Source organism: Sporosarcina sp. G11-34 (genome assembly GCF_026931025.1).
In genome coordinates, this window is sequence record NZ_JAHNZW010000006.1 from 147,818 (window position 1) to 168,224 (window position 20,407).

The window sequence follows — 20,407 nt, forward strand, 5'->3', positions numbered from 1 at the left end:
GTTCGCGCGTACAGCTATTCGTCAGCCACCAATAATACTTTCCTCTTCCTCATCATCGATTTCAATTTCCTTATATATTTCAGACGGTTTCTCTAAGTTAATAACAATAGGTTCGTCAATTCCCGCAACAGTCCCTTGCGACAAACCTTGACTCGTTACATAACCATCACCGTTAATACGGATATCGAGCCCAGATAATGTTTTATAGGAAAGAACCATTTTTTTCGACCATCCGGTGAAATCGGGTAAAGAGGTCTGACCTTCCGATTTTAATATGACGACTGTATCCTTAGCAAGTTTCACACCTTGGAGAGGATACTGGTTAATTATGTCTCCGCCTTCCCCTATAAGTGCATGGGTCAACCCGTCCTTTTCTAACTGAGCGATTGCATCAACCGATTTCAACCCCGTATAGTCATTTAACGTGATTGCTTTATCAATCACATCGCCTTCAGGAACGATGTTCAAATACTTTAGGCTATTTTCCATTATAGATTTAAATAATTTTGCAACCGGGTCTGCCCCTACTTCTCCAGCCTTCAATTTCGGGTGTTGCACAAGAATATACGTAATAAGTTGCGGATCTTCGGCTGGCGCCATTCCAAGAAATGAGTACAGATAATTCGTACCTTCTGAATAATACCCACCTGTTGGTTTTGGAATCTCAGCGGTTCCGGTTTTACCACCCATTGTATAATCATCGAGGGCAAAAATCCTTCCTGTCCCCTTTTCAGATGTAACAGTCGAAGCAAGAATTTCTCTCACTTTTTTTGCGGTTTCCGCAGAAATTGGTTTTCCATTTTCCTCGACTTTTTTATCCTTAACGACTTCACCCGTGTTTGGATTCGTAATTTTATCAATGACAAAAGGTTTCATCATAACCCCGTCATTGGCAATCGCCGTTGCTGCTTGGAGCATCTGCATCGGTGTTACCGTTGAGCCTTGTCCGTAAGACGTTGTCACACGTTCAATTGGATGTTTTTCGAGTATCACTCCAGCGGCTTCATTCGGTAAATCAATTCCGGTTTTCTCTCCGAAACCAAATTTACGGACATAGTCAATAAACTTTTCGCTTCCCATTCGTTCCAATAAGAAAGCCATTGAAACGTTGGAGGAGCGTTGGAACCCTTCAAGAAAACTAATTGTTCCCCATCCGCTTCGCTTATGATCTCGTATCGTCCGGTCAAACATTGTATATTGCCCAGATTGAAAATAAGCATTCGGATCCCATTTGTTCTCCTCTATTGCTGCTGCAAGTGTGAACATCTTCATAGGCGAGCCTGGCTCGATTGTGGTCTCAATCGCTTCGTTAAGCCAGTTTTCCGTTAGTCCTTCTCTTGTGGTAGGATTGAACGCGGGTCGTTGACTCATTGCTAAAATTTCACCTGTTTTTGGATTTACTACAAGTGCAAGCATCTTGTCTGGAGAATACTCTTTATCAACACGATTCATAGCATCTTCTACGAAGTTTTCAATTGTCTTATCTAGCGTTAGTTGAATTTCATAACCATCTTGCGCTGCGACGATTGTCTTTTCTGTCTTTGGAAGTACAAAACCCCATTTGTCCGCTTCGAACTCCATTTTACCATCGACCCCGTTTAACTCTTTATTGTAAGTCGATTCAAGGCCCATTTTTCCGACAGTCTGTACATTTCCTTTTTCATCTTCTTCTTTTACGGCAAAGCCTATCAAATAAGAAGCGAAGACACCATTCGGATAAAATCTTTTTTTGTCTTCCACGAATAGCAATCCCGGTAATTCACGCTCTTTCAATGCAAGAACTGTTTCGTGACTTAAGTCACGTCCTGCTTGGCCAAACTCAACTTGATATGCTCCTTCTTTTGTTAAGCGTTCAAGAATAGCATCTTTCTCAAGTGGAATATACTTAGCGAGCATCTTGGCTGTTTCCTCCGGATCTACTACATGCCTTTTCGTTTTCGACCCTTTACTTGCCGATTCGTCAAGAACCGCCACAAGTCGATAACTAAGTGTATCCGCGGCAATGAGTTCACCATTTCGGTCAACAATCGTCCCACGTTCGGATTTAAGTAATGATTCTCTTGCATATTTTGCCTCCGCAAGCGATGCCATTACTCGACCTTCTGCTTCTCCCGTTAACTGAATCATAAACACCCTTCCAAACAAAAGGAAAAAGAGCCCTCCGTAAACCAAAAACATCAGAAAGGCTCCCCATTGGAATCGAAATTTTTTCTTCTTCATCGTCCAGGCACGACCTTCACGTTTTGCTCGTTCAGATTCAAGCCGAGTGCCTTTGCTTTCTCCCATACTTGTTCATATGTCGATTTCTCATTCACTTCGATTGCTAATTCCTTATTTTTTTTCATTGTTTCACCAATATCTTTTTCAAGAATTTGAACTTCTCGGTTCACATCGTTAAGTTGTGATTGAGTATGTAAAGTCATAGTTGAGAAAAGAACGAGGACTGTTGCAAACAACACAAATAAAAACTTTTCCCCAGACGAAATCCTTTTCCGGGAAGTTCTTATTTTTGTTTGTTTTTTTGGTGTTTCTGGAATCTGATGTTCACGTATGTACGGCGATGTAAATTGTCTTTGCTCTAATGCCATTAGTCATCTTCCCCCTTTACATTTTTTCCGCAACCCTAAGTTTTGCGGATCGTGCCCGCTTATTTTCTTCTACTTCTTCTTTACTCGGAATGATTGGTTTTCGGGTAATCAATTTCAAAATCGGTTCCATGCCTTCTGGTATTATCGGTAAATTCGGTGGTAATTCAGGTAACGATGATGCTTCTTTAAAAATCGATTTGCATAGTCGATCTTCCAAAGAGTGAAACGTAATCACGCTAAGCCTTCCTTTTGGATTTAATAACGTAATTGCGTCCGTCAGGGATTCTTCAGCTGCTCCTAATTCATCATTAACTGCAATTCGTATTGCTTGGAAAACTCTTTTGGCCGGATGTCCACCAGTTCTTCTTGTCGCTGCTGGAATACCACTCTTAATCAATTCGGCAAGTTCAAAAGTTGTCTCAATAGGCGCTTGCATTCGCGCTGTCTCAATTTTACGCGCAACCGGTTTAGAAAATTTCTCCTCACCATATCTGAAAAAGATTCGTATAAGATCTTGATATGCCCATTCATTAACAACTTCATAAGCGCTAAGCGATGCGTCCATATCCATACGCATATCAAGTGGCGCATCTAAGTTGTAACTAAATCCACGTTCCCGAGTATCAAGTTGTGGCGATGAAACCCCTAAATCATAAAGGATCCCGTCTACACTCGTTACACCAATTTTCTCCAATTCTTTTTTCAAGTTTCTAAAATTCGAATGAATAAATGTTACTTGATGAAGATGATCTTTTAGTCTTTCTTCAGCAACTTTTATCGCGGTCATATCTTGATCGAAACAAATTAATCTTCCTTCAGATGATAATCGCTTTACTATTTCTTTACTATGTCCTGCCCCACCAAGTGTACAATCCACATAAATACCGTCGCTTTTTATATTCAATCCTTCGACGGCCTCGTTCAGTAACACTGTCGTATGATCAAACAATTGAATCCACCTACTCTCTACCATGAAATTTAAAAATCAAAGTCTATAATATTTTCTGCAATGTCATTGAATGATTCCTCAGACTCATCATAATAGTTGTCCCAAAGTAGTTTAGACCAAATCTCAATACGACCGGAAACACCGATTACAACACAATCTTTTTCGACTTTTGCATAACTTAATAGCGATGATGGAATATTGATACGCCCTTGCTTATCGAGCTCCACTTCAGTTGCTCCTGAAAAGAAGAATCGAGTAAATGCACGCGCATCTTTTTTCGTTACCGGTAAAGCTTTGAGCTTTTCCTCGAGTATTTTCCATTCATCCATAGGGTAACCGAAGAGACAATTATCAAGACCTCGAGTCAATACAAATCCCGCACCCAAATGTTCCCTAAACTTCGATGGAACAATAAGACGACCTTTTGCATCGACTGTATGTTGATACTCCCCCATGAACATACTCTTCACCCCACTATATGAAATTAATGTACCACATCCCCCCACATTCCTCCACCCATTTCTCGATATTCTTTTCAATACTGTAAAAAATGTGCCAATAGTACTTGTTACATTGAGATATATAGAAAAGCGGAAGGTGCTGCTTCGCCCCGAAAAGGAAATAAGTTCCCAACAAAAAACACCCCCGCCCGCACGAACTGTGCTTGCAAGAGTGTTCTTTAAACTATGGTCAAAGATAGATGATTTTATGCGTCCCATCCATTTTGTATGGTAAACGAAGTAAATCCTTAATAAGCGTAGGCCCGTAATTATTCAAATACGCAAACGGGGTATACAACCGCTCCTGTAAAGAACCTTCGGGATATAATTCAGATTCCATTTCACCATACTTCCGTAAAAGAGTATCGTGTTTCAATAAAAAGGCATCTTCTACTTTTTCTTTCAAGTATTCGAATTGCATCGAGTGAAACCCTACATTTTTTTTCAGCAGTTCATCCATTTTCAAATCTTGCTCTTCAAGAAGGCCACGGATTTCTTCGTATTGGCCCTTCAATTTACTCATCGTTTCATCGACCACCAAATTTAAGCGGTCGTCTCTTAGCTCGTCAATTTCCTGCTCTCTAGCAGCAATCACTTTACCAGCCATTACATCTTCAACAGTAAACGATTTCGTTTGAAGTGCCTGTGCCGTTCTTGCAGTGACAAGCGTCAAAGACATCCTTGGAACAATAATTGGCATTTTCATATGTAGATGATGAAATGCTTCTTTTAAAATTGCCCAGTACGCAATTTCTCCCGGTCCACCTATAAATGCTAATACCGGAAAAACAAAGTCTTGCATAATCGGTCTTGTCACAACATTATTACTCAGAAGCCTTGGATTTTTTCGGGCAATTTCAAGAAGCTCTTCTTCAGTAAAGCGAATCCCGACGCTATCATTAATAAAATCCCCATTTTCCTTCGAAAGAAGCACACGCCCAGTTTCATGTACGTAAAACAAATGAGCACCGTCGGCTTGCACTTCAATTGGATGACCGAACCCTCCAGCCGCAAATCGCTCTTCTTTTTTCAATACGACTTGAGCAATTTTGTCCGAACCTAAAATCAGGCGGGTAAAATATTCACTTTCAAGCTTACGCAAAGGGCCATATGCCGCGTCAAGGAACAGTAAACCTTCCTCTTGGAAAAGCCCATTCATCAAGCGAACAAAGAAACCTGTAAACGTCTCTTCTTTCGCCACCGCCGCAAGGACATCATTCAACAAATCTTTCGTATAAGCCGTTTCACCGTATGTGCCGAATATTTCTTTTACAAATGTAGACATACGCTCTTGTTCGTATGATGCATCCGAAGCCATTAACTTTAACACGTATTTTTCACGATATTGATTTTTCGTTACTTTCTGGTCCGTTACTGTATGAACGTGATTAATTTCATTCAAGTCATGGTCTTCCCCTGCCACCCAAAATACAGGTATAACGGGTATGCCTAAATCTTCGCGTTGTTTTTTCGCCAATAAAATAACTGAAATTGCCTTATGTACAGAATACAAAGGGCCTGTTAGTAGTCCGGCTTGTTGACCACCGACAACAGCAACCCCATCAGCAGCTAATTCGGCAATATGCTTTTCGGCAAGTTCAGACACCCCGAAAGGTTCCATATACGACCGAATTACGTTCGCCAATTCAGATCTTTTAAATGTGCGTTCGGAAAGTTCATTCAATCTTTCTTGAAATGAAGCATCTTTGTTTTCGTAGTCAAAATACGTATGTATAAATTCTTTATCGTTATTATATGACTGCATTACCTTGTTTTGATTAGGCAACACCAAAGTTTCTAATTTCATTTTCATACCCCTTTTATGACAATCACTATTTGCAAAGTATAGCATTCAAAGGTGGCCGATTGAAAAATAAATGCTTAAGAACCCATTCAAGTTAATATACATAATCAATAATTTTTAAAACGACGCCTAGAACGAGTAAAACGATATAGGCCATAGCCAAAGTCAGGAAAAATAACCGCCATGTTTTACGTAAAAACTGGACGACTTGAAACTCTTTCCTTTTCGTTCGTTCAATAACTGCATAAACAATCGCAAGAATGACTGCGATGATTGCAATGTAAAAACCAACCTCAATTTCAAAAATGGAACGAGAAATGATATAAATAGCAAGAAATAAAAAAGGTGTCGTAACATCTGCCGCGAATCCTATTACCTTCGCCGGGGATTTCCCTTTTCGACGGAAGAAAAAAAGAAGAGCAATCGTAACGAAAAATGGACATGCAATAAGCACACCAACAAGCACTGAAATAAACGTACTCATAGCGCCACCTTATTTCCTACGCTTGCTTGTCGACCTAGACCCGCAAATATATTTACAGCAAGGACACTGTCCGAACAATACAAATCAAGGTGCATCATTTGCGTCCGCTTTTCCCTTCTAACAAACATAGTCGCATTCATCACCACAGTGGTGCCTTTCATAATGCAATCCCCCCAATTCTAAAAGGCCCGCCTAAATTTCGACGGACCTTCTATTTCATAAAATAATTATACAGGATATACCGGATGCTTACGAGGTGGTTGCGGAATATCTTTTGTACTATAAAGTTCCAATCGATCCGAAAGTACTTCTCTTAAACTAGAAGGTGCAACTATTTCGTCAACAATTAGCTCCGACGCCATTTTGTAAATATCGATTTCTTCAGTATATTCTTTATGCTTTTCTTGCACAAAAGCCAACCGTTCTTTTGGATCTTCGATTGCTTCAATTTTATTTGAATAAACGGCATTTACGGCCGCATCAGGTCCCATAACGGCGATTTGCGCAGTTGGTAACGCAATACACACATCTGGTTCAAATGCCGGGCCTGCCATCGCATAAAGACCGGCACCGTATGCTTTACGCACAATGACTGAGATTTTCGGCACAGTCGCTGAACTCATTGCCATAATCAGTTTGGCACCATGACGAATAATTCCCGCACGTTCCACACTTGTACCGATCATGAAACCTGGTACATCGGCAAGGAATAGAAGTGGAATCGAAAACGCATCACATAGATTGATGAATTTCGTTACTTTATCCGCTGAATCGACGAACAGTACGCCACCTTTTACTTTTGGCTGATTCGCAATAATTCCAACTGGTTGTCCGTCAATTCGCGCCAGTCCGGTAATGATTTCCTTTGCAAAAAGTTGTTTCACATCGAAGAAACTGCCTTCATCAATTAATACATCAATTGCTTCGTACATATCAAAAGGTGCATTTTGGTTTTCAGGAATGATTTCTTCAAGTGAACGACCCACTTTCGCCGCCACCGCCTCTTTCAACGCAGGTTTCTCCGTGAAATTCGCTGGGAAAAACTCAAGATATCGGCGCGCTTCCGAAATTGCCTCTTGCTCGTTTGCTGCGAGTACATCGCCACAACCACTTATAGAGCAATGCATGCGAGCGCCGCCCATTTGTTCAAGCGTCACTTTTTCCCCAATTACTTTTTCCGCCATACGTGGTGAACCAAGATACATCGAAGAGTTGCCTTCAACCATAATCAACAGATCACAAAATGCAGGAATATATGCGCCTCCCGCCGCCGACGGTCCAAATAAAATACAAATTTGTGGAATGAAACCAGATAATCTTACTTGGTTGTGGAATATCTTCCCTGCCCCACGACGATTCGGGAACATTTCAAGTTGGTCCGTAATCCGAGCACCCGCAGAATCTACGAGATACAACATTGGCACACGGTTTTTCTCCGCAATTTCTTGGATTCGAATAATTTTCTCAACCGTGCGCGATCCCCAAGATCCCGCTTTAACCGTTGAATCATTCGCCATAACGCAAACTGTTTGGCCGTTTACTTTCCCCATTGCTGTAACAACACCATCAGCGGGAAGGTCACCCGCTTCAAAGTTTGCAAACCTACCATCTTCTGTATACTTCCCATCGTCAAACAATAATTCAAGTCGATCTCTGACAAAAAGCTTATTTTGCTCCTTTTGTCTTTCGTGATATTTTGGATCTCCCCCGGCGTAGATTTCTTCTATTCTTTTTTCGAGCAATCTATTGTACCCCGTATTGTTTGTCATTCTATTTCCCCCTTTTAAAAAATGTTCCCCTAGTGCCGAAGCGAATTTAATCGCTTTTTTTCTTTCAAGCTATATATGTCGAACTAAAGAATTCTTCTCAGCCCGCTCGCCGCTAAAGGATGCCTCCCGCAATAAGCCAGACGGAAAGGTACTGGGGAGGGATTGAACTGCATCCCTCTTTCGTCCCATTGCTTCGGCTACCCCAGTAGTCGCCTTTGCTGAAGATTACGTGAAAATCAAAAGTTCAACCTAATATATACAGTTCAATTACTCTTCAAACGTTACAACAACGTCGTTTTCATTTACGAAATCGCCAACTTGTGCATTGATTTCCAATACTTTACCCGCAGTTTCTGCTTCTACCGGAATTTCCATTTTCATAGACTCTAATACCATAACGACTTGTCCAGCCGCTACCTCTTCACCAATTGCCACATTTACTGTAAATACTGAACCAGCCATTGTCGATTTAACTTTTGTCATTTTACTTCCTCCTTTTTCTGTTCAAACCATTCTGCTAGAACCGCTGTTGTATAATTTCCCGAACAAAATGCCTCAGAATCGAGAAATTCATTGAATAGCGGGATATTCGTTCTTAGTCCTTCGATTTCTACACCTGCGAGAAACGCTTTCGATTTCTCAATCGCTTCTTCCCTCGTAGACGAGTGGATAATTACTTTAGATAAAAGTGGATCATAGAAAGGTGTTACTTTTCCGCCTTCCACATAGCCCGAATCGATTCGGACACCAGTCGTGTCGCCCCAATCGAGTTTATTAAGCGGTCCTGGTGACGGCATGAATTTAACCGGATCCTCGGCGTAAATACGGAATTCAATCGCATGACCAGTTGACGTAATGTCGGCCTGATTTTTCACCGGAAGATCATTCCCTTTAGCAATTTCAATTTGCCATTCGACTAGATCGTATCCAGTTACCGCTTCTGTTACCGGGTGTTCGACTTGAAGTCTAGTATTCATCTCAAGGAAATAAAATTCGTTATTTTCATCAACGATAAATTCTACTGTTCCCGCGTTTTTATAGTTAACTGCTTTCGCAGCATCAACCGCGGCTTTATGAAGACTTCGTCGTGTCTCTTCCGGCAATTGAGGTGATGGCGATTCTTCAATCACCTTTTGATTACGTCTTTGAACAGAACAGTTTCGCTCAAAAAGATGAACCGCATTTCCTGCATTATCGCCAAAGATTTGTACTTCGATATGGCGAGCATTTGCGATGAATTTCTCCAAAAATACGACATCATCTCCGAAGTATGATTTTGCCCGATTTTTCACAGAGTCAAATTGTTGACTGAGCGCTTGCTCATCTTCACAACGCACCATTCCGATTCCACCGCCGCCTGCACTTGCCTTTAGCATGATAGGATATCCTATGTCTTTCGCCATGTGAAGCGCGTCTTCCAACGTAGCAATGCCTTCATTTGTTCCTGGTACAATCGGCACCCCAGCCGCTTGCATCGTTACACGGGAACCTATTTTGTCACCCATTTTTATAATCGTTTCCGCATCCGGACCGATAAACTTAATGCCCACTGCTTCTACCTGACGTGCAAAGTCGGAGTTCTCCGATAACAAACCATATCCAGGATGAACTGCATCGACCCCTTCGCGCACGGCAATTTCGATTATCGTATCCGCTTTTAAATAAGATTGCTGTACTTGCGAAGGACCAATTAGGAATGCTTCATCCGATTCTTTTACAAATGGCATATCCTTATCCGCCTCCGAATAGACAGCGACCGTCTTTATGCCAAGACGTTTACACGTTTCGATTACTCTGAGTGCGATTTCCCCACGATTCGCAATTAATATCTTTTTCATTCTTTAGCCCCCAACTAGTTGAATGTTTTCATTTCCTACTCCTCTAGTTTATACGATAGATGAAACCGTTTTCAACCTTTGTCTGAAAATAAAATTAAAAACGCCATCAATAATTTCTTATTGACGGCGTTTTCGCACTATTATTTCTTCGTTAAAAAGTTATCCACTGCTGCGTGATGCGCTTCATTTTCCCATAGAACTGAGCACTGACGCGCTTCTTCAATCATTCGATCACGCATAAAGTCCGCAGTCCATTTTCGGATTGCGATTGTTTTATATGCTTTATGAACCGTATGATGAATTTGAGACATTTTTGAAAGAAAATGCAAAAGTCCAGCTTTCGCATCGCCTTCATAAATTTCTGTAGCCCATTTTTCTTCCAATAACTTTTCGGCAGAATGAATTTCCGCTTCGGATAAAAGCCGCAACACTCGATCATGTTTTCCATCTTTTTCAAACAATAACGTCGCGCCGCCCCATCCGGTAGTTATGGCAAGTGTCCCTTGTATAAAGCCGGCTTTTGCTTTCGATGAAATGAGTCGATAATCACAAGCCATTGCAATTTCGCAACCGCCCCCGACAGCGACACCATTCACAAGTGCAATTACAGGTATTGGAAGTGTCGAAAGCTTATAGAGAAGGTCTGCCATTCTGCTTAACATCGGGAACGTTTCCTGGGCTGTACGTAACTTATGAAATTCTGATAAATCTCCACCTGAACAAAACGCTTCATTGCCCGCGCCCGTAATGACAGCAAAATGAATCGCAGCATCACTTTTAACTTGTTCAATAAATTCTTCTAGCCCATCCATGACGGCCGTATTGACCGCATTTCGTCTTTCGGGACGATTAATTGTGAATGTAGCGATACTTTCTTCAATGGTTATTAAATAAGACAAAAGAATTCCCCCTTTTGATATAGAAAAAAGGCCACCGAGAGCCATGGGTCTCTCGGCGACCTTATATAAGCGAGTCTAAATTATTCGCTTATGATTTCTTTTCCTTTGTATTGACCACATGATTTACAAATGTGGTGAGCTAATTTTGTTTCGCCACAGTTATCGCAAGTTGTCATGCCGGGAAGTTGTAATTTAAAATGCGTACGGCGTTTTCTTGTAACTGTAGTAGATGTTCTTCTTTTTGGAACAGCCATCTGGGGCACCTCCTTACCAATTACCTATTCGTCTTTCTCTTCGAATAACTTTGCCAATCCAGCAAATCTCGGATCCACTTTTGTTTCCTGTTCTGCTTGGAGTCGAGCATTGTATTCCTCGTCGGTTGCATATGACCAGCCTTTTCCTTTAGCCTCTGTCATGTTCTCGGCATTTTCACCGAAAATCTGGAGCGGCACTTCAAGGAGGACGAGCTCCTCGAAGACAGGGGTTGGATCAACGAAATCACCTTCAACAGGATGAATCTCATCGTTTGTTAACAACATTTCCTCATCCCAACTGAATTGTTCCTCAGCTTCGATTACAAACGGATAGTCAACATCTTCCCACGTCCGGGAACAAGGCAGTATCATTGTACCTTCAAGTCGGAATCGGCACATGATATCTCTTGGGCCGATTGTACAACTTCCGGTGACATGGACTGGCTCGATTTTTCGTATTTCTGGATTCCGTTTTAACACGGAATTTAGGTTCACCGCTTCGTCAAGCGGCATGTCCCCTTGCCTGTATCTCTGCAATTGATTGATGGACCATTTCATGTCGATCACCTCAAGACAACATTCTTGATTATATAATGGGCGAAAAGAGATGTCAAGATAATTTCTTGTCACTTCATCTGCCACATATGTATAATACTCTTTATTATAGCAAAGGAGTGACCACTTTGAAAGCAACTGGAATCATTGTTGAATATAATCCGTTCCATAATGGACATATGTATCATGCCAATGAGGCAAGAAGGACAACAGATGCCGACGTTTTAATTGCCGTTATGAGCGGAAACTTTTTACAAAGAGGCGAGCCGGCATTTGTAGATAAATGGACCCGAGCGAAAATGGCGCTTTCAAACGGCGTCGATCTTTTATTTGAGCTTCCTTATGCGTTTGCAACATCCTACGCGCCTAGATTTGCTAAAGGTGCCATTCAAATTTTAGATGCGGTTCGTTGTGATTCGTTTTGTTTTGGAAGCGAAGACGGAAAAATTCAGCCTTTCGAACAAAGCCTATCTATTATTCATGACTCAAAAGAATATGAACAAAATGTGAAAAATGGAGTTGATCTCGGACTAAGCTATCCAAAAGCATTAAACGAAGCATACAAAGCAGTTACCCAATCGTCCAATATAAAATTGCCTTTTGTAAACTTAACAAAACCGAATAATATCCTAGGCTTTCATTATATGCAAGCGGCATACGAAATCCAGTCCACTATGAAAGCTGCTACAGTTCAGCGGATTGCCGCCCAGTTTCACGATGATGCTGTAAAAGGAAATCCAATTGCCAGTGCAACTGGGATTCGTAAATCATTTTTTGAAGAACATACACTTGATGCCGTCGATACTTTTTTCCCAAGCGCCACGCGGAACTTTTTGGACGAATGGCAGTCTACATATAATTCCTTTGGCAGCTGGACATCATTTTATCCTTTCCTTCGTTTCACCATTCTGCGTGAAGGTCCAGCACGTTTAGCACAAATTGCAGATGTCGTTGAAGGTATTGAGAATTTGATATACCGAGCCGCAGCTAAAAACGATACATTCGATGGTTTCATGCGTGAAGTGAAATCTAAGCGCTATACATGGACACGTATTCAGCGTATGCTCACCCACATCTTCACAGGTTTCACATATGACATGCGCAACCAAATCAGTGAGCCATCGTATTTAAGGTTACTCGGCATGACGCAAAAAGGTCGGTTGTATTTAAATGAAAACAAAAAGACACTAAAACTACCGCTTGTAAGTAAAGCAGCGGCGTTTTCAGGGCCGTCACTCACCTTAGATACCCACGCAGCGGATATGTACGCCCTAGGCATTGCAGGGACTGATAACCGCCTTACAATCGGTTCTGATTATACGACTCATCCAATCTTCGTAAAATGACAAAAGCTTGTAGATATCCAACCGTTCGGAATACCTACAAGCTTTTATTATATTTCTTGTTCAGCTAAATTTGGTTTTTGTTTACGAGTCGGAAGCATATTAAATAATATGTTCAATGCAATCGCGGTTAAACTCCCCGCAACAATTCCGTTGCTCGTGAACATTTGCAAACTGACTGGAAGGTTTGCAAACAGTTCAGGCGCAACCGTGACACCAAGACCAATTCCGATTGAACAAGCAATAATCATCGGGTTTTCTTGTGAAGACGTAAAGGTTTTACTAAGCATTTTTATCCCTTGAGAGATGACCATTCCAAACATCGCAATCATCGCGCCACCCAATACAGCTATTGGTATAACCGTTGTAACTGCGGCTATCTTAGGCACAAAACCAAGCGTAATAAGCATAAGTGCCGTTACTAGAATAACTTTTCTCGATTTAACACCAGACATTTGAGTTAAACCAACGTTTTGTGAAAATGTCGTATACGGAAATGCGTTGAATATCCCGCCTAATACAATCGCAATTCCTTCCGCACGATACCCTTTTGACAAATCCTTCTTCTTTAAATCACGCTCACATATATCTCCAAGCGCAAAATAGACACCTGTCGATTCAACTAAAGACACCATGGCAACGAGAATCATCGTTAAAATAGCCGACCATTCAAACGTAGGAAGTCCAAAGTAAAAAGGTTTCACCATATGAAGAACAGCCGCTTCATTTACAGGTGCAAAGTCGACAATCCCCATAAATATAGCCGCAACTGTTCCAAAGAGAAGTCCTAACAAAATCGAAATCGCACGAATAAACCCTTTAGACATTTTATACAAAATGATAATGAAAAACAATGTTCCAAAAGCGAGCGAAAGGTTTGTTAGCGAACCAAAATCGCTAGCACCTTGTCCACCACCCACATTATTAATAGCGACTGGAATGAGTGTAATTCCAATAATAGTTACAACCGAACCTGTAACGACAGGCGGAAAAAACCGAACAAGATTTCCAAAAAACGTACTGACGAGGACAACAAAAATTCCAGAAACAATAATTGCACCGTAAATAGCGGAAATCCCAAATTCTCCACCAATAGCAATCATTGGTCCAACGGCGGTAAACGTACAACCAAGAACAACTGGCAGTCCAATTCCGAAAAAGCGATTGTTCATGATTTGTAATATTGTCGCTACACCACACATTAAGATATCTATAGAAACAAGATAGGTAAGCTGAGTTGAAGTAAGACCAAGTGCTTCCCCTACAATTAGTGGAACGAGAACAGCACCTGCATACATTGCAAGGACATGTTGGAGTCCTAAAGCCGTCGTTCTAACGCCATTTTTCATTTGAAAGATCCCTCTTCAAAAAATTCGACATTACCATTTTCTAACGAGCGAATATTCGCAAGCGACTCTACACGAATACCTCGTTGTCGAATTTCAGCACCGCCCGGTTGGAATCCTTTTTCAATGACAATTCCGACACCTGAAAGCGTTGCTCCAGCTTGCTCAAGAATATCAATTAATCCAAGGGCAGCTTGTCCATTCGCAAGGAAATCATCGATCACAAGTACTACATCATTTTCAAGAATAAAATCTTTCGAGACCGAAATATCATTTGTTTCATTTTTTGTAAACGAATGTACGCTTGCTGTATATAAATGATCGACTAACGTAAGAGACTTTCTTTTTCTCGCAAAAATAACAGGCACACCTAAATACAAACCCGCCATCATAGACGGAGCAATGCCCGATGATTCAATCGTCAATATTTTCGTAATACCTGAATCTGCAAATCGTTCCGCAAATTCCTTACCGACTGCTTGCATAAGCTCCGGGTCAATTTGATGGTTTAAAAACGAATCTACTTTTAAAACACTGTCCGATAAAACCTTACCCTCTTGTATAATCTTCATCTTTAGTTGTTCCAATGTATTGTTTCTCCCTTCGATTTTCACGGTCAAAAGACAATAAAAAAAAGCCCATAGACCGTGCATCCAATCATGACCTTGAGTGGAGCAATGTCCTTCGACTTTATCGTTCGAAAGGAAATGAAAAGAAAACGTACTGAAAAATTACAAAGCACGTCGCTTTCATTGCTTCTCATAGTCGATTTGTTTACGGCAAATCGGTAGATACTTGCGGGCCATATTCCCGCTATTATATGAGTGAATGTACTATAATATTTTTATTGTACCATGCAAAAAACGTTTTACAATGTTATTTAAAAGTGATTTTTGATTCCAACTTATCTAAATAGTCAAGCGCATCGTCAATCGTTTTAACTGGTACAATTTTCATCTTCGTGTCAATTTTTTTTGCCATTTCTACCGCTTCTTCATAATTCGTTTTTAGGCCCGGATTTTTCGCCAACACTTCTACAGGTAAATCGTCATCCGGCGCAAAAAATATTTCAACCCCTTGACGTGATGCGGCAATTACCTTAAAGTCAGCCCCGCCGATTCTACCAACTGTACCGTCTTCTAACATTTCACCGGTACCTGCAATATTATATCCTTTTGCAATGTCTTCTTCCTTCAATTGGTTCAGTATTTCAAGCGTGAAAAGCAACCCTGCCGAAGGTCCACCGATATTGGACGTATGGAACACAACTTCCGGGTCTGTTGTTAACGTTCGATCTTCTTGAAAACGAACACCTAACCCCGCCTTGCCGTCGCCACCTGGAATATTTTTGACTTCCACCGATAATTCCATGGCCTCTTCATCTCTTTGAAGGGACATTTGCACCGTATCTCCAACTTTCTTGTCGGCGATAAGTGTGTAGAACTGACCTGACTCTTCAAGTTGTACGCCGTCAATTGAATGGATTTTATCGCCAACTTCCAAAATACCATCCGCAGCACCATTTTCTACTATCCCCATGACAAATACTCCGTCAAAATCGATCCCAACAGGCAATCCGGCTTTTTCAAAAGCAATTGTTACTGCATTGAATTGTGAATCGGACATTAACTTTTTCTGTCGCACATTGTATTCCTTATCATTTTCTCCAGACCTTCTGACATTTTCAGCTGGAAGAACTTTTCTTTTATCAGAGAATTTCGAAGCTGTATACGTAAATGGAGTTGCCTTTGCAAGTGATATCGTCATAAGGCTAAATGTGCCGATATCGTCATGATCTCCGCTTCCTACTTCAACAAGTGGGGTAAGATCATAGGCTCCGCCTGGTTTTGATATATACGAATCAAGTGGAAAACCAAAAAACGCAGCAACTATGATGAGTGCAACTACTAGTAATCCGATTTTTTTCTTTTTCATTTTAAGGACCACCTCCATTAATAGCCTGTACTCTCTTTACATATATATTACGTAAGCACTTAAAACTTTTACGGACAACAAACTTTACATATTTTCTGTACAGAATATGAAAGGAGTAGAATACATGAAAAAAATACTACACATAGACATGTACACAGTAAGTGTATGATCAATATGGCACTTGTTTGGGGACTTATACTCCTTTTCATTATCCAACCGGGAATTGCACACGATGGTGCTGTAGCAGGAGCACAATTATTTGTTCGCGCCCTTCTTCCTTATTTGCTTCCATATATTATTCTGACACAGTGGCTTTTAAAGATGCCTGCCTCTTCCAAGAAAAATCCCGTATGGAGGCGATTCGTTAAAGCATTTATTCTTGGTTCATTCGGAGGTTTTCCCGTAGGTGCAATAACAGTTACAGAAATGACAAAAAACGATGAATTAACAAATAAACAAAGTGCGTTACTTCTTGCAGTATGTCATGCCCCTGGTCCTATGTTCATTATCGGATTTGTCGGAAGCGAACTGCTTGGCGACGTTACGACCGGCTGGAAATTACTTATTGCCATTCATTTAGCTAATATTTTCTTTTTCGTCGTAATGACTTTCTTTTTTAAATCTGAACGTGAAAAAAGTGCAATTTCTATTCCAAAAATCAAAAAGGCGGAAGGAATGCCGCTCCTTGAAGCAATAAAAGGGAGTTCAACAATAATCACTCTTATTGCTACAACGGTCATATTCTTTTCCGCTATCGGTACTGTATTGGCGACTGTTATTTCGTCGGCGTTTGATGTAGATACTGGAATTGCTCAAACGATTGCCCTTTCAATATTTGAAATGACGACAGGTGTTCAGTCCGCAACTGACCATTTTAGTCAGTTGCCTATTTTTCCATTTCTTATTGCTGCAATTATTTCAATGAATGGTCTAAGTATTCATATGCAAGTGACTGTAATTGCCAAGGCTGCAAACATTTCTATGATTCCTTACATTTTCGGAAGAGTTTGGAGCGTTTTAACAGTTCCTATCCTTTTTTATATAATTTTTTAAAAAAAGGTCGCCCTATCGTACACAATCGCTTTTTTAAAGTACAAATTTTCGTTTCAGTGCGTCTTCTACTGGTTTAGGAACGAGTACGGAAATATTTCCGCCGTATTTTGCAACTTCTTTCACAATACTTGAACTAAGGAACGAATACTGGTTGTTTGTCATGATGAAAAATGTTTCGATACTTTCATCTAACACACGGTTCATAGAGGTAATTTGCATTTCATATTCAAAATCTGTTACAGCGCGCAATCCTCTAACAACCGCAGTAGCCCCGACACTTTTGGCATAATCAATCATCAAACCCGAAGACGTTTCTACTTCTACGTTTGGAATCGTGGCAGTTACTTCTTTGATAAGCGCCATCCGCTCTTCTACAGTGAACAACGAATCTTTCGCAGAGTTATTCATGATGGCAACCTTTACAACTCCAAAAACCCGCGCTGCGCGCTTTATAACATCAAGATGCCCATTCGTCAGCGGATCAAAACTTCCTGGTACAACTGCAATTTTTGACATTCGTGAACCCTCATTTCTTATATATCGATATCGCGCTATTGCCGTACACTGTGCAATTACTTTTTTGATATAAACCGAACGTTTCTGGTAGAGACATTTTTTTGTCATGTTCACAAATAACAATTGCCCGATTTGAAAGAAGGTCGGCTTCCGCAATTTTTTGTGCTAGTTCATAATACTTTGTTTCAGCATAGGGCGGGTCGATGAAAAGATAGTCTACAATTTTTTCTTGTTTCCGTAATACAACGACAGCGCTTTTTGCGTCTGCTCGTTCAATATGTATTCGATCCGCTAGTCGACTTTTTTCCGCGTTTGCGCGAATAATTGTACATGCCTTCGCATTTTTTTCAAACACAATCGCTTCATCTGCCCCCCGCGACAGCGCTTCTAGTGCAAGGGATCCGCTGCCGCCAAAAAGATCGACGACAACCCCACCGTCAAAATAAGGACCAATTCTATTAAATAATGATTCTTTCACTTTGTCGGAAGTCGGCCGCGTTTCGTTTCCAGGCAATGACTTAAGCGAAATGCCCCTACTGGAACCCGCAACAATCCTCATTCATCATCTTTCCCTTCTCAGACATCACTTTCTGTATAGTTATCTTCCGATTATATTTCGCACTATTACTTGAACAAGCTAATTGTCGTTTATATAAATTCGATACGACCGAACTTATTTCTATAAACCTGTTTTATAATCGTATTCTTTTGCCCGGTCCGGTTTTGCGTTTTCAAAGAACGTTTTGACAAAAGGTCGATAAGAAGGCAATACTTTCTTTACAGAAGGTAGACGTTCAACCTTACTCATAACCGACTCTACATCTTCTTGATCGCAATAAAGAACAACATACTTCATTTTCCTAGATATATAATGAACATGTCCATATTTACGCAATGACTTTGCTTGCCTCAGGTGATGCAGATAGATGATTACGCCTTGTCGATCAATCATAGATTTCCCCTCTTTTCCTATATCATACAATACCATAAGTCCGAAATAAGCCGCAACCTAACATAGCTGACACACTTACTCTTTTGCACTATAATAAAGAAAGTACTTGTAAATGACAAGGGGGATTCATAGTGGGTAGAAAAACTAAAGTAGCCCTAACTGTAGGTGCCGCTGGTATCGCGGCTTGGGCGGCTTCCAAAGCCATCGTAAAACCGATTCCACGAGTAGGTAAAAAGGCACTAGAATTTGATACAACAATCATTCTTGCAAACCGGGGGGGTTTACTCGAAGCACCCGAAAATACAAACGCCGCATTTTCAAAGTCAGCAGCACTTGGCGTACATGGTTTCGCAATTGATATTCGTCTGACAAAAGACGAAGAAATTCTTGTCTTTCATGACGAATATGCAGACCGTACAACCGATCTTGCCGGTAAAATATCGGACTTTACACTTAGCGAGTTAAAAAATGCCGATGCAGGCTACAGATTTAAAAGCGAAAAAGGTGAATATTCTTATCGTGGAAAAGGCGAACAGCTTCTTTCACTTCGTGAACTATTAAATCAATTCACGCATATGTTTATGAACATTAATCTAAAAGATTCACCGGAAACATATGAGGGCAGTTTAATGCCTTCCAAACTTTGGAGACTGATTGAAGAGCTTGGAGCGGAAGACCGTATCGTTATTACGAGTGCGTATGATGAACAAATCGATCGTTTTAATTTATATGCACAAAATCGTGTTGCAACTGGAGCCGGGGAAGACGAAGTGAAAAAAGCATACGCCGCTTTTACGAGCCAATTTGGGCATCTTTATAATCCACGTGCAGATTTGTTCCGCATACCAGAAAAGCTCGGCGTGTTTCCACTTGGGACCGAAGGATTTATAAAGTTTCTTTTACAACTCAATATACCGACCTATTATGAAAATGTGAATAACCGCGATTCAATGATTCAACTTATTAATGCGGGTGCTGCCGGGTTGATAACGGACTGCCCAACCTTCGCAATGGAAATAATTCAAGGTAACTTAGCGGAGTAGAAATCGGCTAAGTTATCTTGAATTAAGGAATTCCTATAGCACAATAAAACTGTCCCATCTACCGGAAAACCTGTAGATAGGACAGTTTTATTTTAAATATAGACTTTTAACACCTAGGCGCTTACGCTTTTCTGATTAAGCCGAGCAAGAGCAACTTCCACCAGAACCGCAACCACTGTCACATGATGAACTTGTAAAAAATGCGCTACCTGCTGGGACTTTTACAGATTCCGAAACGGATCTTGCAACAATTGCCCCGACCTCGTCGAATAGTTGTTGTACATCATTTTCAGCAATTCGAAGCTCGGCAACTTGTTCGTTTAAATCTAGTTCCCGCTTCTGCACACGAATGCTTTTCATTACTATATTGTAATCCGGATGGTACCTACCGAATCTTTGCACTTCTTCATAACGCTCTTTCATGACCGTGAATTCCCGGATTGACTTCGCCAATTCTACATCCGTATAAACGGCTGCATGTGCTTGGCGGTAACTGTCCACTACCTCAGATGAGAGTAAAATGTCAGTAAGTTCTTCCGCATGTTCAATGATGGTCATCCATTCATCCGTCATTAACAT

Annotated in this window: 23 protein-coding genes and 1 riboswitch; of the genes, 3 read left to right on the plus strand and 20 right to left on the minus strand. The window is 40.8% G+C overall.

What is annotated here, in order from left to right; translation table 11 throughout:
• Positions 1-21: 21 nt before the first annotated feature.
• The 13 genes from KSU66_RS10300 to KSU66_RS10360 form a co-directional block, all read right to left on the minus strand.
• Positions 22-2,286: a penicillin-binding transpeptidase domain-containing protein gene (locus KSU66_RS10300; RefSeq protein WP_269051361.1), complete on the minus strand. Its 2,265-nt coding sequence runs from the start codon at positions 2,284-2,286 to the stop codon at positions 22-24.
• On the minus strand, positions 2,217-2,588 hold the full coding sequence (ftsL, locus tag KSU66_RS10305; protein WP_269051362.1) for a cell division protein FtsL: 372 nt from the start codon (positions 2,586-2,588) through the stop codon (positions 2,217-2,219). The genes KSU66_RS10300 and ftsL overlap by 70 nt, the downstream gene beginning before the upstream one ends.
• Before the next feature lie 16 nt (positions 2,589-2,604).
• The gene (gene rsmH / locus KSU66_RS10310) at positions 2,605-3,537 is read right to left on the minus strand and encodes a 16S rRNA (cytosine(1402)-N(4))-methyltransferase RsmH (RefSeq protein WP_269051363.1); all 933 of its coding nucleotides are present in this window, start codon (positions 3,535-3,537) and stop codon (positions 2,605-2,607) included.
• A 29-nt stretch (positions 3,538-3,566) separates the two neighbouring features.
• Positions 3,567-3,998, minus strand: coding sequence for a division/cell wall cluster transcriptional repressor MraZ (gene mraZ / locus KSU66_RS10315; RefSeq protein WP_269051509.1), 432 nt, complete (start codon positions 3,996-3,998; stop codon positions 3,567-3,569).
• A 229-nt stretch (positions 3,999-4,227) separates the two neighbouring features.
• Complete coding sequence (bshC, locus tag KSU66_RS10320; RefSeq protein ID WP_269051364.1) at positions 4,228-5,844, minus strand: bacillithiol biosynthesis cysteine-adding enzyme BshC; 1,617 nt, start codon at positions 5,842-5,844, stop codon at positions 4,228-4,230.
• Between the two features lie 91 nt (positions 5,845-5,935).
• Entirely contained in the window at positions 5,936-6,325 is a 390-nt protein-coding gene (locus tag KSU66_RS10325) for a DUF3397 family protein (protein WP_269051365.1), read from the minus strand.
• On the minus strand, positions 6,322-6,486 hold the full coding sequence (locus KSU66_RS10330; protein WP_269051366.1) for a hypothetical protein: 165 nt from the start codon (positions 6,484-6,486) through the stop codon (positions 6,322-6,324). The genes KSU66_RS10325 and KSU66_RS10330 overlap by 4 nt, the downstream gene beginning before the upstream one ends.
• Positions 6,487-6,552: 66 nt before the next feature.
• Positions 6,553-8,094 (minus strand): acyl-CoA carboxylase subunit beta, encoded by a 1,542-nt coding sequence (locus KSU66_RS10335; protein WP_269051367.1) that lies wholly within the window; start codon positions 8,092-8,094, stop codon positions 6,553-6,555.
• A 267-nt stretch (positions 8,095-8,361) separates the two neighbouring features.
• Positions 8,362-8,577 carry a biotin/lipoyl-containing protein gene (locus KSU66_RS10340; protein WP_269051368.1) on the minus strand — a complete coding sequence of 72 codons (216 nt, stop codon included), beginning with the start codon at positions 8,575-8,577 and terminating at the stop codon, positions 8,362-8,364.
• The gene (locus KSU66_RS10345) at positions 8,574-9,932 is read right to left on the minus strand and encodes an acetyl-CoA carboxylase biotin carboxylase subunit (protein WP_269051369.1); all 1,359 of its coding nucleotides are present in this window, start codon (positions 9,930-9,932) and stop codon (positions 8,574-8,576) included. The genes KSU66_RS10340 and KSU66_RS10345 overlap by 4 nt, the downstream gene beginning before the upstream one ends.
• Before the next feature lie 140 nt (positions 9,933-10,072).
• Complete coding sequence (locus KSU66_RS10350) at positions 10,073-10,831, minus strand: enoyl-CoA hydratase/isomerase family protein (protein ID WP_269051370.1); 759 nt, start codon at positions 10,829-10,831, stop codon at positions 10,073-10,075.
• Positions 10,832-10,911: 80 nt separating this feature from the next.
• Entirely contained in the window at positions 10,912-11,085 is a 174-nt protein-coding gene (rpmF, locus tag KSU66_RS10355; protein ID WP_269051371.1) for a 50S ribosomal protein L32, read from the minus strand.
• A 24-nt stretch (positions 11,086-11,109) separates the two neighbouring features.
• Positions 11,110-11,643: a YceD family protein gene (locus tag KSU66_RS10360; protein ID WP_269051372.1), complete on the minus strand. Its 534-nt coding sequence runs from the start codon at positions 11,641-11,643 to the stop codon at positions 11,110-11,112.
• A 116-nt stretch (positions 11,644-11,759) separates the two neighbouring features.
• Between KSU66_RS10360 and KSU66_RS10365 the strand changes: the two genes are divergently transcribed.
• On the plus strand, positions 11,760-12,986 hold the full coding sequence (locus KSU66_RS10365) for a nucleotidyltransferase (protein ID WP_269051373.1): 1,227 nt from the start codon (positions 11,760-11,762) through the stop codon (positions 12,984-12,986).
• A gap of 47 nt (positions 12,987-13,033) precedes the next feature.
• On the opposite strand, the gene KSU66_RS10370 is transcribed toward KSU66_RS10365, so the two are convergent.
• From KSU66_RS10370 to KSU66_RS10380, 3 genes are all read right to left on the minus strand, one after another.
• Positions 13,034-14,332, minus strand: coding sequence for a nucleobase:cation symporter-2 family protein (locus tag KSU66_RS10370; protein ID WP_269051374.1), 1,299 nt, complete (start codon positions 14,330-14,332; stop codon positions 13,034-13,036).
• A complete protein-coding gene (locus tag KSU66_RS10375) occupies positions 14,329-14,916 on the minus strand; it encodes a xanthine phosphoribosyltransferase (RefSeq protein WP_269051375.1) in 588 nt (195 codons plus the stop codon). The genes KSU66_RS10370 and KSU66_RS10375 overlap by 4 nt, the downstream gene beginning before the upstream one ends.
• A gap of 155 nt (positions 14,917-15,071) precedes the next feature.
• Positions 15,072-15,173, minus strand: a riboswitch (purine riboswitch).
• Positions 15,174-15,205: 32 nt separating this feature from the next.
• Entirely contained in the window at positions 15,206-16,264 is a 1,059-nt protein-coding gene (locus KSU66_RS10380) for a SepM family pheromone-processing serine protease (protein ID WP_269051376.1), read from the minus strand.
• Positions 16,265-16,438: 174 nt separating this feature from the next.
• Here KSU66_RS10380 and KSU66_RS10385 point away from each other — a divergent pair, with 174 nt between their 5' ends.
• The gene (locus KSU66_RS10385; RefSeq protein ID WP_269051377.1) at positions 16,439-17,317 is read left to right on the plus strand and encodes a hypothetical protein; all 879 of its coding nucleotides are present in this window, start codon (positions 16,439-16,441) and stop codon (positions 17,315-17,317) included.
• Between the two features lie 33 nt (positions 17,318-17,350).
• Here the strand turns inward: KSU66_RS10385 and coaD are convergent, their stop codons facing one another.
• The 3 genes from coaD to KSU66_RS10400 all read right to left on the minus strand — a co-directional run bounded on the left by coaD (position 17,351) and on the right by KSU66_RS10400 (position 18,785).
• Positions 17,351-17,833: a pantetheine-phosphate adenylyltransferase gene (gene coaD, locus KSU66_RS10390; protein ID WP_269051378.1), complete on the minus strand. Its 483-nt coding sequence runs from the start codon at positions 17,831-17,833 to the stop codon at positions 17,351-17,353.
• 10 nt (positions 17,834-17,843) lie between these two features.
• Positions 17,844-18,392: a 16S rRNA (guanine(966)-N(2))-methyltransferase RsmD gene (gene rsmD / locus KSU66_RS10395; RefSeq protein ID WP_269051379.1), complete on the minus strand. Its 549-nt coding sequence runs from the start codon at positions 18,390-18,392 to the stop codon at positions 17,844-17,846.
• A 120-nt stretch (positions 18,393-18,512) separates the two neighbouring features.
• Positions 18,513-18,785 carry a YlbG family protein gene (locus KSU66_RS10400; protein WP_269051380.1) on the minus strand — a complete coding sequence of 91 codons (273 nt, stop codon included), beginning with the start codon at positions 18,783-18,785 and terminating at the stop codon, positions 18,513-18,515.
• Positions 18,786-18,916: 131 nt separating this feature from the next.
• On the opposite strand from KSU66_RS10400, the gene KSU66_RS10405 reads away from it, so the two are divergent.
• The gene (locus tag KSU66_RS10405) at positions 18,917-19,828 is read left to right on the plus strand and encodes a glycerophosphodiester phosphodiesterase family protein (protein WP_269051381.1); all 912 of its coding nucleotides are present in this window, start codon (positions 18,917-18,919) and stop codon (positions 19,826-19,828) included.
• A 135-nt stretch (positions 19,829-19,963) separates the two neighbouring features.
• Here the strand turns inward: KSU66_RS10405 and KSU66_RS10410 are convergent, their stop codons facing one another.
• Entirely contained in the window at positions 19,964-20,407 is a 444-nt protein-coding gene (locus KSU66_RS10410; RefSeq protein WP_269051382.1) for a YlbF family regulator, read from the minus strand.